The sequence below is a fragment of the Catellatospora sichuanensis genome (assembly GCF_007483665.1).
Lineage (GTDB): Bacteria > Actinomycetota > Actinomycetes > Mycobacteriales > Micromonosporaceae > Catellatospora > Catellatospora sichuanensis.
In genome coordinates this window covers 112,731-129,726 of sequence record NZ_VIQO01000033.1, presented here as the reverse complement: position 1 = coordinate 129,726, position 16,996 = coordinate 112,731, and the positions used below count along the sequence as shown (strand labels likewise).

Here is a 16,996-nt window from a genome sequence, read left to right as displayed (position 1 = left end):
GGCGTTTACGGATTCCACTTCAACGCCTCCCTGAGCAGGCCGAGTCGAGCTTCGATCAGGTCCGACAGGGAGGTGCGACGGTAGCGCCGGTCGTTCCTCATCCGGTATGGCACCTCCTTGAGCACGTGGATCGCTCCGCGTACCCCGAACAGTGCCATGAGGCGAGGGTCCGGATCCGGGCCGCCCGCGTCGCGGTAGCCGTTGCGGAACGCCAACCGCAGGTGGGCCAGCTCCTCAGGCTTGAGCCCGAGGGTCATGCCGAAGTCCGTCAGCTTGATCTCGAAATACGCGAGGTCGCGCTCCGGTGCGCCGATCGGGTTTCCGTCGCCGTCCATGGCGTGGTGCAGCATCGGCAGGTCGATGACGGTCAGGCCGCGTTCGGGATGCCAGAAGAAGTTGCCGGGGTGGGCGTCGCCGTGTGCCAGCGCCGCCCAGCCGCGAACGTCGCGCGCCTCGGCGATGGTCTGCTCGACCCGCCTCGTCAACTCTTCGAGGTCCCAGCCGCGGTCCGGCAGCGTCCGCATCGTGTCCACCACCTGGCCGGTCCACTTGCGCACCACCGCGACGTGGCGGTCCAGGAACTCCCGTGCCACCGGCCTGCCCGAGCCCTCGGCGGAGGTGTGCAGGTCGGCGAGCGCGGCACCCACCCCGACGACGGACCATTCGAGTTGGGTGAAGGCGGGTGCCCACTCCGCACCGGTCGACCGGCCCACGTCTGTGATCAGGTCGTCGATCGCCTTGCCGGGGGCCAGCGCGGACACGACCACCCCGTGGCGTTGCGGCGTCGCCGCGATGCCCAGCGCCGCGGGGGTGCCGAACCAGGTGAACTCGCGGGTCCGCAGCCGCTGCAGAGCGGACAGCTCGCGGGCGAACTCCTCGGCGTCGGGGAACGCCTTCACCACGCCGACGTTGCGGCCGTCCTCGTCCTGCACCAGCATGACCGGCGCACCGGACAGGCCCTTCGCACCCGTCGATCCGGTGATCTCGGCGAGGCGTACCGGCCTGCCGAGAGCGGCTGCGGCGAAGTCGGCCACCGCCGGCTGCCCGTCCGCGCCGTTCGGCAGCACCTGAGCGCCGTCGATCAGGTCGGCCACCGCCTGCGGGATCACCGCACCGCCGTCGGCGCGCACCGCCTTCGCCCGGTCGAGCACCGCCCGCGCCCGGCCGGGTCCGCTGTCCGGATCAGTCGCCATGTCCTCCTCCGGCCGGTCCAGGCCGTGTGGCAGGCCGTGGGCAGGGACGGTCTCGTCGCGCTCCATCCGCCTGAGCTCAGCGCGGGCGGTCACGGCCTGCTCGATCGCTCGCCGCAGCGAGCCGACCTCCTGCTCGTCGAGCTGGAGGAGGCGGAGCTCCTCGCACGCCTGCCGCCGCGGCTCCGTCTCGGCCAGCAACTGCCGCACGTGCTCGGTGACGGCCCGCGGCCGGGTGTCCGGTTCGGCGGCGTACGCCTGCGACAGCCGGGCCGCCGTGGCCGCGCCTGCCGCCGCGTCGGTGTGCAGGCCCGCCTCCCGATAGGCGGCAGCCGTCTCCGGTCGCAGCACGCCCGACAGGGCCCGCTGCACGGCGTTCCACTTGTGCGCGGCGGACTCGATGTCGCCCGGCACCGTACGCAGCCACCGATCAGCCTGGTCGGCGCAGTAGCGGCTGTCGGCCCAAGCCGTCCCGTCCCACGGTGTCCAGCCGTCGGGCAGCGCCCGGTCCCGGCCCAGCCGCTGCGGCCACCCGTCCAGTTCACGGCCTGCCAGCTGCGCGATCCGGTCCGACACCGCCGACACCGTCGCGGGGTGGTGCACGGCGACGGGTGGGGTGAGCCGGTCCTCGGGGTCGGGCAGGTCCGGGCCGAACTCGACCCGGTGGATGGTCGCCAGCGGTGCCCGCAGCGGACCGGTGTGCGCCTCGAACTCCGTCCGGGGGCGCCCGGACGGGAACAGCAACGGCTGCCCGTCCTCGTCGAGCAGCTCGCGGCGGTCGCCGTACTCCCAGGTGTCCCAGTAGAGCTGCCAGCGCACGCCCTTGTCGCCGACGTGCTCGCGGCCCTGGAAATACACCGTGGGCACGCCGAGCGCGACGGCGATCTCCAGCGCACCGCTCTCCATGCCGATCTGCACGATGTCGCGCGCGCTGTCCAGGTGGTGCAGGAACAGCGCCTGTTCGCCCTGGCCGAGGGCCTGCCCGCCGTGGCGGTCGGCGGACCAGAAGTGGCGCAGCGTCTCGGTGTCGACGCCGTCGAGCACGCCTTCGGCCTCGAACGCGGCCTTCAGCTCTGGGCGGCCGTCGAACAGGTCGTCGCCGATCAGCAGGATGCGCCGGTCCGGGTCGGACTCGCGGAGCAGGGCGACGGTCTGGCGCAGCAGCTCGGGTTTGGTGTCCATGAACGCGCCCATCGGCACCCGGGACTGGCGCACCCACAGCAGCGCGTAGCCGCGGGGCTGCCCGTCGGGCTCATGCCGGGCGCGCACCAGGTCGGCCAGCGCGCGGGCCCGGGCGTCACGCCGGGCGCCCCGCTCGCCGTGCCCGCGCATCGCGGCGACCATCGTGGCGCGGGCCTGCCGCCCGTCGCGGCGCACCTGCGGCAGCGCCACCAGATGTGCGCGGCGGAACTTGCTGGTCGCGTAGTGGACGTGTCGCGGCTGGTCGTCGTGGCACAGGCGGACCCGGGCCGGGTCGACACCGAATTCCGTGATGAGTCGTTCGCGCATGGTCAGCGCGCCGCGCAGCGGCCGTACCTGCAGGTCGATCGCGTCGGCCGCCAACTCGGCCGGGTCGACGCCGTCGGTGGACCGGCCGGACAATGCCCGCCAGAGCACGGTCTTGTCGGCGAGGTCGCGGGTCATGCCCTCGGGCACCGGGCCGGCGTGGGACAGGTACGGATCGGACACGTCGTCGCGGTACTGGGTGAACAGCTGGTGGGGCTCGTACGCGATCTCGATGGTGGCCGTGTCGTCCAGCATCAGCGCCGCGGCGTGCACGAAAAGCTCGCCGCTCTGCCATTCGTAGACGCGGAGGTTCTTGGTGTCCAGGTCGCCGCCCACGGGTGAGGGCGGCGGCGCGACCGCGGGGAACAGCTCCTCGCGCAGGTGTCGCAGCTTCTGGTCGAGGCTCAGGTCGTCGCGGGCCTTCAGCTCGCCGACCAGCGTGTCGAGCCGGCCGCCGGCGAGCGCGTCCCAGGTCGTGACCTGTGTGGGGGTGGCGAACACGTCGGAGGGGCGCTGGTGCCCGGAGGCCTCGACGTGGCTGGTGCCCGGGTCCTCGACGGCGGTGTCCGGTCTCGACCAGTGGCCCGGTGGCAGGCCGAGATCGACCGGCAGGGCGTCGGCGCTCAGCAGCAGCGCGTCCATCCGGACCGCGCCGCCGGGCCGGTATGTCGACACGGGGTGCTCGTTGTCCTGGGCGTCGACGTACACGATCCGGCCGTGCTGGTTGTGCACGGTGACGGCGTGCGCGGCTCCGCTCGGGCGCTCCAGCAGCAGCACCGCGACGGCGCCGTGCCCCTGGGCGGACAGCGCCGACTCCAGGGTGCCGAACGCCTCCTGCCGCGGCTGCCACGCCTCGTCGTAGGAGCTGGTCCGGTGGTCGGCCATGAGCTGCTGGAAGCGGGCGCCGACGGCGTCCTCGATGCGGGCCGCGCCGCCGGGTTCGCCGCCCAGCGGCAGCAGGTCGGGGGTGAACCGGTCGACGGTGCGCGGGGCCGCGACCCGCGGCCTGCCGTGCAGCCACGTGTCGATGACCGACAGCACCACGTCGGTGCAGTTGATCGCACGGGTGGGGTCGGCCTTGGGGCCGCCGTCGTTGGTGCGGCGCGGCCACTCGCCGAACAGGTCGCTGAACCGGCGCGGCCTCCCGTCGGCGTCGCGCTCCACGACCAGCTCGACGTCCTGCTGGTGCAGGGCCAGCGGGCGGCGGTGCCCGCCGGGCAGCCCGTAGCGGCGGCTGGTCTCGACCGGCCGGGGGTCGTCGAGGCCGGTCGCCCGGGAGCGGTCGTCCGGCTCGTTGATCGCGCCGTCGGCGACGCGGAACCGGTCCCGCTCGTCCTCCCCGTAGCGCAGCCGCTGGAACTCGGTGAACGACTCGTCGCCGATCTCGTACCGCCGCGGGCCGTCGATCGGGCCGTGCTGCAGGGTGCGCAGGCGCGCCTCCAGCGGGGCCAGGCTCTGCTCGTAGGCGGCCCGCCCGGGGTCGTGCGCGCCCGGCCCGGCATCGAACGCGTCCTGGAGCAGGCGGCGCAGCCGGTTCAGCAGCGTGGAGCTGCGCGGGTCGAACCGCAGGCGCATCGCATGGGTGCGCCCGAACGCGGTGTGGCTCTCGTAGGCCTCGCGTTCGGCCCGGCTTTCCGGGACCCTGGCCACGAACGCCGAACGGTCGCCCGTGCCCGGTTCTGCGGCACGTGGCCGGACCGGGCCCTGGTTCGGGCCGCCCAGCGAGGCGACCGCGGCCGCGGCCACCGCGGCGACGTCGACCTCGTCGGCCGATTCCGCCGCTGCGACCGGTGGCACCCCGTGTGTCTGCGGCACGCCACCGGTCTGAGGGAGGTCGCCAGTCTGCGGGACGCGGATCGTCGGCGGCACGCCGCCCGGCCGCGCCGGACCGCTCGCGCCGCCAGGGTGGCCGGAACTCGGCGAAGGCGGAATGACCGGGGAGACGAAGCCGGGCGGGAAACCCCCGGTGACGCTGCCGCCCGTGGCGGCAGCCGGCCCGGCGAGCGACCCGACCGGCGGTGCGGCCGCGCCGGTCGGCGGGCCCGCCGCGGCCGGGCCCGGAGCGGACGGGATCGTGCCGGTCGCCGGATCGAGCACCGCCACCCCGTCGGCGGCCAGCCCCGCGTGGGGCGCGGCTGGACGGTCGCCGAGGTGATCGCGATCGTGTCCGAGGTCCGCAATCGCGGGTGCGCGATCCTCGGGCGATCCGGCATCCCCGTCGAACAGGCCTGCCGGGTCGGCCGGTGCTCCGGCCAGGTGAGGACCGTGGCCGGCGGCCGTGCTGCCCGGGATCTCGCCTCCGAACGCGACGCCTGGGCCGCTCGCGTGGTCGCCGGTCAGGTCCACGGCCGCGCCGGTCCCGCCGAGGCCGATCGCGGCGGCCGCGGTTTCACCCGCGGGGCCCGCGAACAGGGCGGCCGGGGCCGCGTCGCCGGAGTCGCCGAACGAACCGAGCGACACGGCGGTCGACAGGGCCGTCACGCCCGGCTGCCCGTGCGCGTCGAGCGCGGCGGACAGGCTCAGCTCCGCCCCGAGCAGCCGTCCGTCGACGGCGACCCGGGTGTCGCCGACGGCCGAGCCGAACGTGGCGGAGGTCGCGGCCATGCCCAGTGACTGCAGGCTGACGCCCTGACCGGTGACCACGCCGACGGTGACCTCGCCGAGCATCTCGCCGCTCGCGCCGCGCAGCGCGTGCTCGCCGAACCGGCCGAAGGCGGTCGTCGCGCGGGTCCGGCCGAGCCCGGTGACGCCGCCGACGCCGCCGGCCAGCGCGCCGAGCCCGGTGTCGAGCGCCAGCTCGCCCGCGTTCAGGCCGCCGCGGTTGCCCTCGCTCACCTGGTACGCCTGGACGCCCAGCGAGGTGAGCCCCTCCTGCAGGCCCTCCTCGAGCGCCTGCTCGCCGAGATGGCGTACCACCTTGGATCTGATCCGGTCCTTGACCGCGTCGCCGAGCCGGTCCTTCAACCGGTCCTTGAGGCCGTTCTTCGCGGCCCGTTCCAGCAGCTCCTTGGCTGCGCGGCGGAGCAGGCGCTGGATCGCGAAGCGGGTGGCGTACATCGCGGGCGCGGCGCCGGCCATCGACGCGCCGAGGGTGACGGCCGCGGCGGCGGCCAGCGCGATCAGCTCGATGAGCAGCAGGCCGAGTTCCACATAGAACTCGATCTTCACGCCCTCGATCTGGTTGGCGCCGTCGTCGACCTGCGCGCCGAAGTCGTCCAGCAGGTCGACGACCATGGCCAGGGCGGCTTCCTCGCCGCCGGTGCCGTGCGCGCGGCCGAGCTGCGACCACAGCCGCAGGATGGCACTCGCGACCTGGCCGTCCGGGCCGCCCGCGGCGGCCACCGCGGCGAGCACGGCGTCGTCGGCCTCGTCGAGCAGCGGTCCCATCCGCGACGACGCGGCATACCAGTCGTCGGCGAGCTCGCGCATGGCGGCCTCGTCGCCTTCGGGCCAGTCGACGCCCACCACCCATTCCAGGGTGGTGCACATCCAGCCGGGCGCATCGAAGTAGCTCAGCGGATGCGGGATCGGTGAAGGTAGAAGTGGCATGGTGACAGTCCCTCCCCAGGTGACTGGCGACACCATAGCCAGCACCGTCCACATGCGCCAGACATCGGTCACAACCGCTACCGTGGCCTATTAGCACACCACCCTGGGGAGGGCTTCGTGGCTACGATCGACGATGCGCTGCGGCTGGCGGAACGCTTCGCCGTGGAGGCGACCCTGCGCGACGGCAAGCCGTACCGCGGCCTGGTCGAGGAGTTCGCGCACGGCTGGTGCGTCTGGATCGTGCCGCCGGTGACGGATGCGCAGCCGCCGCCGCTCGGTTCGGGCGTCGCGGTCGTGCTCGACCGGCACAGCGGCCTGCTCGCCTACTACCCGGCCTGGTCGACCGAGCAGGTGGCGGCGCGCTATCGGCCCGGTTCGGCGACGCTCGTCGCTGCCCCACCACGGCCGAGCCGGGCCGAGGCGGCCCTGGCGCTGCCCGGCCCGGCGCGGATCGCCATGGCGCTGACCAAGCAGAACGTCAGCTTCCTGGCACTTTCCGCGCGGGGCGACGCCGAACCGGTGCACCATCCGGCGGTGGCGGGCTGGCTGGCCGCCCAGCCGGCGGGCCGGCTGGTGCGCGGGGCGGCCCGCCATGCCGAGCTGGTGCTGCTGTCGCGGCTGTTCACCGAGTGGGAGCGCACCGGGTCGACGGATCCGGCGGCCATGTGGTCGGCGCTGGCCGAGCGGCGGCCGACCGGCTATCCGACGATGTCGGACCGGCCGCTCGGGCTGGGCCCGGACCTGCCGTGCTGCGTCACGTGCCATCTCGCCTGGCAGGCACTCGGCGGCGACCTGGCGGCGGTGGACTGGACCGAGCTGCGCGATCCGGCGGCGGCCGGTGCTGCGCCCGATCCCGACCGGTTCCCGCCGCGCGTGGCGGCGGTGCTCACCGAGGGGGGCTGGACCGGTGGCGGGCTGGACCCCGCGCAGGTGGACCGGCTGCTCGCCGAGGCGCGCGACGCCTACGGCGCGTGGCACGACGAGGCGGCCGCCGCCGCCGCGCGCGACGTCTTCGTGCGTTACCCGCAGCTGTCCACGCGGGCCACCGTGGCGGGCGAGGACTGCCTGGCGCAACAGTTCACGCTGAGCCTGCCGGACGAGTTCTGCCCGGTGCCGGAGCTGGCGGCGTTCGAGCGGCGGCTGGGCGTGCCGGTGTGCCCGATCGGCACCGAGACGGCCTTCAACATCCTGGTCGTGGACGCGCGGAGCCGCTTCTTCGTGCTGGACCAGGGCGGCGACTGGTACCTCGGCGCGCGCGTCGACGAGGCGCTGGCCAACCTGGCCACCGGGCGCACGCCGGGCCGCCTGCGTGCCGACGGCGTCGTCGCGGCGACCCGGTAGGCCGCCGCGACCGGCGCGGACTCAGTTCAGCAGCGCGTTGACGATCTCGGTCGCGTTGTCCTCGTGCTTGGCGTACGCGTCGGGGAAAGCCGAGATCTGCACCTTCTGCGCGGCGCGGGTCAGCGGCAGGTCCTCCCAGCCGTCGATCTCCACGAGCCGGCCGAAGAACGCGCCGGCCGCGTACTGCGGCTGCATGATCTCCTTGACCGAGCCCCAGCTGCCGCTGGCGCGCTGCTGGAACAGGCCGATGGAGTCGTGGTCCGAGCCGGTGCCCTGGTGCGGGTAGTTCAGCGACTCGGGCACGACGTGGCTGGCCACGTTGTAGAGGCGGCTCTCCTGCATGGCGGTGGCCACGCCGACGATCATCGCCCACTTGGACAGGCCCATGGACTGGGCCTTCTTGACGATCGCGGCGGCGTTGTCCATCTGCTGGCGGTCCATGCCGGCGACCAGCTTCACGACCCGTACCACCGGCTTGGGTTTCGGCTTGGGCTTGGGTTTCGGCTTGGGCTTCGGCTTGACCGCCGGGGCGCTCGCCTTGGGAGCGCGCAGCTGCGGCATCCGGTGCAGCAGCGCGCTGCTGGTCACGTCGCTGGCGGCGACGAGGGCCGGCGCGGCCACGGCGTTGCCGGGCAGCAGTCCGGCGGCGGTCGGCGGCTCGACGACGACCGGGCGGGCGTTGCCGGACAGGATGGCCACGGCCCCGACTCCGGCGAGTGCGGCGGTCGTGAGCAGGGGTGCGAGCAGGCGCTGCGCCGGCGACTGCTGACGGCGGTGCCGGGCCTGCCAGCCGTCGTCACGGCGGTGCCGACCGGAGGCGGGGGAGCCTGCGGCCTGGGCGGTGCGTCGTTCTTGCTGATCACGGGGGGTATGCGGGGGCATTGGCCGATATTAGGAAGGCATTAGCCCAGGTAAAAGGGGGTGCTATCAGATTTCTCCCAGGGTGGTGCTGATTTAGCCCGAATTGCTAGGACTTGTTCTCAAGATTGTTTCTGACCAGGGGTTTTGTGAGCCGCCCTCGTGCTTCGGGTGCGGCGGTGGGAGCGGCTCGGTACAGTGCCGCGGGTGAGCGACGCCCCCACGCCACCCCTGCCCCCGCCCGTCGATCCGTGGGCGGGTCGCGACGGCCACACGCACACCCTCGGCATGGCTTCGATCCCGCAGCGCCTCGCGTCGGTCCCGGCCGAGCAGCGCCTCGCCCCGGCGCAGCCGCAGGTCGTCTACGTGGAGCGGCCCCGCCGCCGGCGCTGGCCGTGGGTGCTCGGCACGCTGACCGTGCTGAGCCTGGGCTGCTGCGGGGTGCTCGCCGTGGTCACCGCGCCGATCCGGGCGCAGTATCCGGTGCGCGCCGAGCTGGGCACGACGATCGCGGGCCTGCGCCGCGACGACAGTCCCCAGGTCCGCGCCGCGGCCAACGAGCTGATCGCGCAGATCCACCGCGAGCAGGACGTGACCGGCGCGGAGGTCGCCAAGCTCGACGAGCCCAAGCACAAGGACACCCCGGTGGTGCTGGTCGTGGCCACCCGGTTCATCCTCGACCCGGCCGGCGAACTGGACGGCGCGCTCGCCGGGGCGGGCAGGGACCGGCCCACGGGAGTGCGCAGCTACGCCGCCGGAGCGCGCGGTGGGGAGCTGCGCTGCGGCAACGGCCGCGACAAGCAGAGCGACGCGCCGGTGGTGGTCTGCGCCTGGATCGATCACGGCAGCCTCGGCCTCGGCCTGTTCTACGGCGGCCGGTCCATGGACGACAGCGCCCGGCTGCTCCGCGAGATCCGTGACGACGTGCTGGTCAAAGCCTGATCGACGAAGTTGTCCACAGGCCCGAGCCCGCATGCGTGCGCCGGGCACTAGCATCGGCCGGGTGACGCAGACCCTGCATACCGACGCCGTACGACTGCTGACCGACTGGCGCCCGCCCGCCGACGCGGAGGCCGACTGGACGCAGACGATGGCGCTGCTGGCGCACGGCCCGCAGGTGATGGGCAAGCCGCACCTCGACGGGCACGTCACGGCCAGCGCGATCATCGTCTCGCACGACCGCTCCCGCATCCTGCTGTGCCTGCACGGCAGGCACGACATCTGGTGCCAGCTCGGCGGGCACCTCGAAGCCGAGGACGGCGACCTCGCCGCGGCCGCCCTGCGCGAGGCCACCGAGGAGAGCGGCATCGCGGGGCTCGTCGTCGACCCGGTGCCGGTCGACGTGGACGTGCACCACGTGAACTGTGCGGGCAGGCCCAACCGGCACTACGACGTGATCTTCCTGGTGCACGCGCCCGTGGACGCGGTGGCGCAGGTCAGCGAGGAGTCGCACGAGCTCGGCTGGTTCGCCCCGGACGAGCTGCCCAGCCCGCTCGGCACGGACACCGCGCGCGTGGTGCGCAACGCCATGGCACGGCTGGGCTGAGCGACGGGTGGGCTGATCGATGAAGGTGACGCACGATCCATGGCCGGCCGACGAGGCCGAGGCGCTGCGCCAGCAGCTGGCCCTGCGCGAGCGGGTCGAGCCGACCGGGCCGCCGCTCGCCGTGCGGACCGTGGCCGGGCTGGACGTGTCGTACGACGATGAGACCGGCCGGGCCGTGGCCGCCGTCGTCGTACTGGACCTGGAGACGCTGGCTGTCGTTCATGCGATCTCCGTGGCCGGCGACGTGGCCTTCCCGTACGTGCCGGGCCTGCTGGCGTTCCGGGAGATGCCCCTCCTGGTCGACGCGCTGGAGCGAATGCGGGGCACCATCCCGGACGTGCTGGTGTGCGACGGCTACGGGTTGGCCCACCCGCGCCGTTTCGGGCTGGCCTGCCACGTCGGCGTGCTCACCGGCCTGCCCACCTTCGGAGTGGCCAAGACGCCGTTCACGGCCGCACACGCCCGGCCGGGGACGAACCGGGGCGACTGGTCGCCGCTGACCGAGGACGGCGAGGTGCTGGGCCGGGTGGTGCGCACCCAGCCGAAGGTCAAGCCGGTCTTCGTCTCCGTCGGGCACCGCATAGACCTCGACACGGCCACCGCGCTCACGTTGAAGCTGTCGCCGCGTTTCCGGCTGCCGGAGACGACCCGGCGCGCCGACCAGTTCTCCCGCCGCCTGCTCAGAGCCCAGCGTGTCGCCCGCTGACCGGGACGCCAACGCGGCGCTGCGGGCACGTTTCGACGAGGTCCACGCCCGCTACACCCACCTGCGCGACAACGTGGGGGAGCTGCAGCGGGAGCTGGCGGGGCTGGAGGTCTCCGTCGCCTCCGCCGACGGCATGGTCGCCGTCGTGGTCGGCGCGCGCGGGCAGTTGCTGCGGCTGCGCCTGCACGAGCGGGCGTACGCGGCGCACCGGCCGGACCGGCTCGCCGAGCTGATCACCAAGACCACCCGCCGCGCCGAGCAGGCCGCCGCGGAGGCGACCGCGGAGCTGGTGGCGCGGGTCGTGCCCGCCGAGACCGGGGTGCCCGAGCTGCTACGCGGCGGCGACCTGGGCGCGTTGCTGCGCCGCCACGACGACATGATGGGCTACGAGGAGCAGCGATGAGCAGGCATGGGATCGACCTCGACCCGTCGGCCGCGCTGGCGGCGGCCCGGCGGCTGAACCTGGCCGGGCAGTCCCTGGGGCGGGAGCGCGCGCTGTCCGGCGGCCCGATCGAGCAGGCCGGGCAGGATCGGCCGTGGGGCGACGACGAGCTGGGCAGGGCGTTCGCGTCGCGGTACGCCGACGGCGCGGTGATGCTGCTGACGCTGTGGCGTGACGCGGCTCACCACACGATCGAGCTCAGCGAGGGCATCGTCACCGCGGTGGTCACCACCCAGGGCGTCGACGCCGCCGAGCAGGCCCGGTTGGCGCAGGTCACCGTGTGACCCATGGGCCGGTTGTGGCCTGCGGGACGTGTTCTACACCGCCTTCGGACCCTCTGCCTGATCGGTGTCCGGACGGACCGGGCAGAATGGGAGCATCAAACCTAGAGGCGGAGGATGGGTCGTGGCTGAACTGCGCTGCGTGGTCGCGGTGGACGGGCCCTCGGGCTCGGGCAAGTCGACGGTGTCGCGCCGGTTGGCTCGGCGCCTGGACGCACGCTACCTCGACACCGGCGCCATGTATCGGGCGCTGACCTGGGCCGTGCTGCAGGCCGGGGTGGACCTCACCGACCCCGACGGCATCGCCAAGGTGGCCGTCGACTGCGAGCTGATCATCACGACCGACCCCGAGCGGCCGTCGATCAGCGTGAACGGCGAGAACGTGGACGGCCCGATCCGCGGCGGCGAGGTCACCGCGGCAGTGTCGGCGGTCTCCGCCGTGCCGTTCGTCCGGCAGGTGCTCACCGCCCGCCAGCGCGCGATCATCGAGGAGTCCGCCCGGATCGTGGTCGAGGGCCGCGACATCGGCACCGTGGTCGCCCCCGACGCCGACCTCAAGGTCTTCCTGACCGCTTCCTCCGCCGAGCGGGCGCGCCGGCGCAGCGCCGAGACCGCCGGCGACCACGCTGCGACCGAGGCCGCCCTGGCCCGTCGTGATCACCTGGACTCCACCCGCAAGGTCAACCCGTTGCAGCAGGCCGCCGACGCGGTGGTGCTCGACTCGACCGAGCTGGGCATCGATGAGGTTGTCAGCGAGCTGCACCGGCTGCTGACAACAAGGAAGGCAGCATGAGCAACACAGAGTGGACCGAGCTGGAGGTAGTGGAGCAGCCGCTGCCGGAGGCTCCTCCGGTCACGCCGGTCATCACGCCGCAGCCGGTCCTGGCGGTGGTGGGCCGCCCCAACGTGGGCAAGTCCACCCTCGTCAACCGCATCATCGGCCGCCGCCAGGCGGTGGTCGAGGACATCCCCGGCGTGACCCGTGACCGGGTGGCGTACGACGCCAACTGGTCGGGCCGCAAGTTCACCGTCGTCGACACCGGCGGCTGGGAACCCGACGCCAAGGACCGGGCCGCGGCCATCGCCGCGCAGGCCGAGGCCGCCATCGCCGCCGCCGACGTGGTGCTGTTCGTGGTCGACTCGTCCATCGGCGCGACCGACGAGGACGCGGCCGCGGTGAAGATGCTGCGCCGCAGCTCCAAGCCGGTGCTGCTGGTGGCGAACAAGGCCGACAACCAGAACATGGAGTACGAGGTCCACGCGCTGTGGTCGCTCGGCCTGGGCCAGCCGTGGCCCGTGTCGGCGCTGCACGGCCGCGGCTCGGGCGACCTGCTCGACGCGGTGCTCGCCGCGTTCCCGAAGCAGGCGCCGCTGGAGGACCACGTGCCCGGCCCGCGCGGCCCGCGCCGCGTGGCGCTGGTCGGCCGCCCCAACGTCGGCAAGTCCAGCCTGCTCAACCGGCTCGCCCGGGAGGAGCGCTCGGTCGTCGACCCGGTCGCCGGCACCACGGTCGACCCGGTCGACTCGCTGGTCGTCATCGGCGGCGAGACGTGGCAGTTCGTCGACACCGCGGGCCTGCGCAAGCGCGTCGGCAAGGCCAGCGGCACGGAGTACTTCGCCTCGCTGCGCACCGCCGCCGCGATCGAGACCTCCGAGGTCACCGTCGTGCTGCTGGACTCCAGCGAGGTCATCAGCGAGCAGGACCAGCGCCTGCTGTCGATGGTGTCGGAGGCCGGCCGCGGCGTGGTGCTCGCCTTCAACAAATGGGACCTGGTCGACGCCGACCGGCGGCACTACCTGGACAAGGAGATCGACCGGGAGCTCAAGCGCATCCCGTGGGCGCTGCGCGTCAACATCTCCGCGCTGACCGGCCGTGCCGTCGAGAAGCTCGCCCCGGCGCTGCGCCAGGCGCTGGCCAGCTGGGAGAAGCGCATCTCGACCGGGCAGCTCAACCAGTGGCTGACCGCGCTGGTGCAGGCGACCCCGCACCCGGTGCGCGGCGGCCGCGCCCCGCGCATCCTGTTCGCGACCCAGCCGAGCATCTCTCCGCCGAAGTTCGTGCTGTTCACGACGCAGCCGCTGGACCCGGGCTACATCCGGTTCGTGGAGCGCAAGCTGCGCGAGGAGTTCGGCTTCGAGGGCAGCCCGATCGACATCTCGGTCAAGCCCCGCAAGGAGAAGGGCCCCGGCGGCCGCGGCAAGACCCACGGCTGACCGCTGATCCACTCACGAAGCTCCGCCCGCCCGACCAGGGCCGGCGGAGCTTCGTCGTCGGCGCCCCGCCGCCATGGTCGTTGTTCGGTGTCAGAACCTCCGGACTGGCCACAACTTCCGAGCCGAAACGGCGATCATGACCCGCAGGCGACGCGCGGTCCTTTGTGCCCGCCCGGTCCACGCGGCGTTCGTGGGCAAGCGGACCTGCGGACGGTACTGTCGGTACATGATTCACATCGATGAGTCGGCGCCGCAGGTGTCGGCGGTGCGGCTGGCCTTTCCGGCGCATCGCTACCGCCAGGAGGAGATCGTCGCCGAGTTCACCGCGATGTGCCTGCCCGGCGAGCATCCCGGACGCGAGGTGTTCGCCCGCTTCGGACGGACGACCGGCGTGCAGACGCGCCACCTGGCGCTGCCGCTGGACCGGTACGCCGGGCTGACCGGCTTCACCCAGGCCAACGACGCGTTCATCGAGGTGGCGCAGGAGTTGGGCGAGGCCGCGCTGCGCGAGGCGCTGGACGCGGCCGGGGTGCGCCCCGACGAGGTCGATCTCATCGCGACCACGAGCGTCACCGGCTTGGCCGTGCCGTCGCTGGACGCCCGGCTGGCGGCGCGGGTCGGCCTGCGTCCCGACGTGAAGCGGCTGCCGCTGTTCGGCCTGGGCTGCGTGGCCGGCGCGGCCGGTGTGGCCCGGCTGCACGACTACCTGCGGGGCTTTCCCGACCAGGTGGCGGTGCTGCTGGCGGTCGAGCTGTGCTCGCTGACCGTGCAGCAGCAGGACACCACGCACGCCAACCTGGTCGCGTCCAGCCTGTTCGGCGACGGCGCGGCCGCGGTGGTCATGGTCGGCGGGCGGCGGGCCACCGCACAGCCGGGCCGGCCGCGGGTGCTGGCCACCCGCAGCCGCCTCTACCCGGACACCGAGCAGGTGATGGGCTGGCGCATCGGGTCCAGCGGCTTCCAGATCGTGCTGTCCAACGAGGTCGCCCCGATAGCCGAGCGTTTCCTCGGCGGCGACGTGCGCGGCTTCCTGACCGACCATGACGTCGACTCCCTCGACGTCGCGACGTGGATCTGCCACCCCGGCGGGCCGAAGGTCATCGACACCATCGAGAAGGTTCTCGACCTGCCGCCGGAGGCGCTGCTGCCGACCCGGCGGTCGCTGGCCGGCCGGGGCAACCTGTCGTCGGTGTCGGTGCTGGACGTGCTGCACGAGGCGATGAGCGGCCCGCCACGCGAAGACCAACCCGGACTCATGATCGCCATGGGACCGGGGTTCTGCTCCGAACTCGTCCTGCTGAGGTGGTGAGCGTGCTCGCGTACACCCTGCTGATCCTGGCGGTGGCCGCCGAACGCCTGGTGGAACTGGTGGTGTCGAAGCGCCACGCGGCCTGGGCCCTGGCCAACGGCGGACGCGAGTACGGCCGCGGCCACTACCCGTACATGGTGGCCCTGCACACCGCGCTGCTGGCCGGATGCCTGGCCGAGGTGTGGCTGCTGGACCGGCCGTTCCTGCCCGCTCTCGGCTGGACCATGCTGGCCCTGGTCGTCGCGAGCCAGGCGCTGCGCTGGTGGTGCGTGACGACCCTGGGCCGTCGGTGGAACACCCTGGTCATCGTGGTGCCGGGGCTGCCGCTGGTGGACCGCGGGCCGTACCGCTGGCTCAAACACCCCAACTACCTGGCCGTCGTGGTGGAGGGCTTCGCCCTGCCACTGGTGCACAGCGCCTGGCTCACCGCGCTGACCTTCACCCTGCTCAACTTCGCCCTGCTGGCCGTGCGCATCCGGGTGGAGGACGCCGCACTGGCCGAGGCCACCGCGTGAGCTTCGACGCCGATCTGCTGGTCGCGGGTGCCGGGCCGGCGGGGCTGGCGACCGCACTGCTGGCGCGGCAGGCGGGGATGTCGGTGGTGGTTGCCGAGCCGCGCGCCGACCCGATCGACAAGGCCTGCGGCGAGGGGTTGATGCCCGGTGGGCTGGCCCGGCTGCTGGCTCTCGGCGTCGACCCGGCGGGGGTGCCCTTCCACGGCATCGCCTACCGCGCGGGACAGCGCTCGGCCCACGCCCGCTTCGCGGCCGGTCCGGGCCGCGGGGTGCGCCGCACCACCCTGCAGGCCGCGCTGCGCGAGCGCGCGGCACAGGCCGGGATCGCCTGGGTGGCCGGGCGCGTCGCCGGACTGCGGCAGGACGACCACGGCGTGGAAGCTGCGGGGGTACGCGCGCGCTGGCTGGTCGGCGCCGACGGCCTGCACTCCCGGGTACGCCGGGAAGCGGGCATCGCCTCGGCGGCCGGTGCCCCGGCGCGTTTCGGGCAGCGGCGGCACTACCCCGTCGCGCCGTGGTCGGACCTGGTCGAGGTGTGGTGGTCGGCGCACGCCGAGGCCTACGTCACCCCGGTCGCGCCCGACCTGGTCGGGGTCGCGATCCTGCACCGCCGGTCCGGGCTTGGCTACGAGACGCTGCTCGACGGTTTCCCGGAACTGAAGGCGCGACTCGGCGGCGCGGCGCCGGACGGGCCCGTGCGTGGTGCGGGCCCATTGCGCCGCACGGTCGCGGCCCGGGTCCGGGGCCGGGTGCTGCTGGTCGGCGACGCCGCCGGATACGAGGACGCGCTCACCGGCGAGGGGGTCAGCCTGGCCCTGAACCAGGCCGAGGCGGCGGTGTCCGCGCTGGTCAGCGGCGACCTCGCCGGGTACGAGGCGCAGTGGCGGCGGCGCACCCGCACCTACCGCCTGCTCACCCGCGGGCTGGTGCTGCTGACTGCGGCCCGGCCGGTGCGCGGCGCGGTGGTGCCGATCTGCGTCGCGGTTCCGCCGCTGTTCCGCGGTGCGGTGAACGTGTTGGCTGGATAGGCGTTACATCACTGTGTCGGACCCGCGGGTCGGGCCGGGCACTCGGATACGGTGTGGGACATGTTTAGCGGCTTCAAGAACTTCATCATGCGCGGCAACGTCGTCGACCTGGCCGTCGGTGTGGTCATCGGCGCGGCGTTCACCGGTCTGGTCACCAGCTTCACGGCCTCGTTCCTGACCCCCGTGATCGACTTCATCGGCGCCCCGGGCAAGGCCGACGGCCTCTCGGTCGAGCTGGGGTCGGGCAAACTGGACTTCGGTGGCTTCCTGAGTGCGGTGATCACGTTCGTGATGACCGCTGCGGTGCTCTACTTCCTGGTCGTGCTGCCGATGAACAAGCTGGCCGAGCGGCGCAACAAGGGCAAGGAGCCCGAGCCCGCGCCGGTGACCGAGGACATCCGGCTGCTCACCGAGATCCGTGACGCGCTGGTCGCCGGCCGGGTGCCCGCGCAGGCCGTCCGCCACGAGAACGAGCAGCCCGCCGACCGCTGAGCCACGCGGCGGGCGGCGT

General features: G+C 73.5%; 14 protein-coding genes. 12 read left to right on the top strand and 2 right to left on the bottom strand.

Translation table 11 applies throughout. The features are described from left to right. Positions 1–5 precede the first annotated feature (5 nt). Positions 6–6,245, bottom strand: coding sequence for a toxin glutamine deamidase domain-containing protein (locus FLL47_RS36470; protein ID WP_144127219.1), 6,240 nt, complete (start codon positions 6,243–6,245; stop codon positions 6–8). A 117-nt stretch (positions 6,246–6,362) separates the two neighbouring features. On the opposite strand from FLL47_RS36470, the gene FLL47_RS36465 reads away from it, so the two are divergent. Beyond that, entirely contained in the window at positions 6,363–7,586 is a 1,224-nt protein-coding gene (locus tag FLL47_RS36465) for an SUKH-3 domain-containing protein (protein ID WP_144127218.1), read from the top strand. Positions 7,587–7,607: 21 nt separating this feature from the next. Here FLL47_RS36465 and FLL47_RS36460 read toward each other — a convergent pair whose 3' ends face one another. After that, positions 7,608–8,468, bottom strand: a complete 861-nt coding sequence (locus FLL47_RS36460) for a hypothetical protein (protein ID WP_144127217.1) — start codon at positions 8,466–8,468, stop codon at positions 7,608–7,610. Positions 8,469–8,651: 183 nt separating this feature from the next. Between FLL47_RS36460 and FLL47_RS36455 the strand changes: the two genes are divergently transcribed. The 11 genes from FLL47_RS36455 (at position 8,652) to mscL (ending at position 16,977) form a co-directional block, all read left to right on the top strand. After that, positions 8,652–9,386: a hypothetical protein gene (locus FLL47_RS36455; protein ID WP_144127216.1), complete on the top strand. Its 735-nt coding sequence runs from the start codon at positions 8,652–8,654 to the stop codon at positions 9,384–9,386. A gap of 31 nt (positions 9,387–9,417) precedes the next feature. Beyond that, a complete protein-coding gene (locus FLL47_RS36450; protein WP_144127215.1) occupies positions 9,418–9,990 on the top strand; it encodes an NUDIX hydrolase in 573 nt (190 codons plus the stop codon). Between the two features lie 19 nt (positions 9,991–10,009). Further along, positions 10,010–10,696 carry an endonuclease V gene (locus tag FLL47_RS36445; protein ID WP_144127214.1) on the top strand — a complete coding sequence of 229 codons (687 nt, stop codon included), beginning with the start codon at positions 10,010–10,012 and terminating at the stop codon, positions 10,694–10,696. Next, positions 10,683–11,099, top strand: a complete 417-nt coding sequence (locus FLL47_RS36440; RefSeq protein WP_144127213.1) for a YbaB/EbfC family nucleoid-associated protein — start codon at positions 10,683–10,685, stop codon at positions 11,097–11,099. Before FLL47_RS36445 ends, FLL47_RS36440 begins: the two co-directional genes overlap by 14 nt. Next, a complete protein-coding gene (locus FLL47_RS36435; RefSeq protein ID WP_144127212.1) occupies positions 11,096–11,422 on the top strand; it encodes a hypothetical protein in 327 nt (108 codons plus the stop codon). Before FLL47_RS36440 ends, FLL47_RS36435 begins: the two co-directional genes overlap by 4 nt. Positions 11,423–11,543: 121 nt before the next feature. Continuing rightward, the gene (gene cmk / locus FLL47_RS36430) at positions 11,544–12,212 is read left to right on the top strand and encodes a (d)CMP kinase (RefSeq protein WP_246159122.1); all 669 of its coding nucleotides are present in this window, start codon (positions 11,544–11,546) and stop codon (positions 12,210–12,212) included. Beyond that, positions 12,209–13,633, top strand: coding sequence for a ribosome biogenesis GTPase Der (gene der, locus FLL47_RS36425; protein ID WP_144127211.1), 1,425 nt, complete (start codon positions 12,209–12,211; stop codon positions 13,631–13,633). Before cmk ends, der begins: the two co-directional genes overlap by 4 nt. Before the next feature lie 226 nt (positions 13,634–13,859). After that, the gene (locus FLL47_RS36420) at positions 13,860–14,942 is read left to right on the top strand and encodes a type III polyketide synthase (RefSeq protein WP_144127210.1); all 1,083 of its coding nucleotides are present in this window, start codon (positions 13,860–13,862) and stop codon (positions 14,940–14,942) included. Between the two features lie 2 nt (positions 14,943–14,944). Continuing rightward, positions 14,945–15,457, top strand: coding sequence for an isoprenylcysteine carboxyl methyltransferase family protein (locus FLL47_RS36415; RefSeq protein ID WP_144127209.1), 513 nt, complete (start codon positions 14,945–14,947; stop codon positions 15,455–15,457). Next, a complete protein-coding gene (locus FLL47_RS36410; protein ID WP_144127208.1) occupies positions 15,454–16,485 on the top strand; it encodes an NAD(P)/FAD-dependent oxidoreductase in 1,032 nt (343 codons plus the stop codon). Before FLL47_RS36415 ends, FLL47_RS36410 begins: the two co-directional genes overlap by 4 nt. Before the next feature lie 60 nt (positions 16,486–16,545). Next, on the top strand, positions 16,546–16,977 hold the full coding sequence (gene mscL / locus FLL47_RS36405) for a large conductance mechanosensitive channel protein MscL (protein ID WP_144127207.1): 432 nt from the start codon (positions 16,546–16,548) through the stop codon (positions 16,975–16,977). Positions 16,978–16,996: the final 19 nt, after the last annotated feature.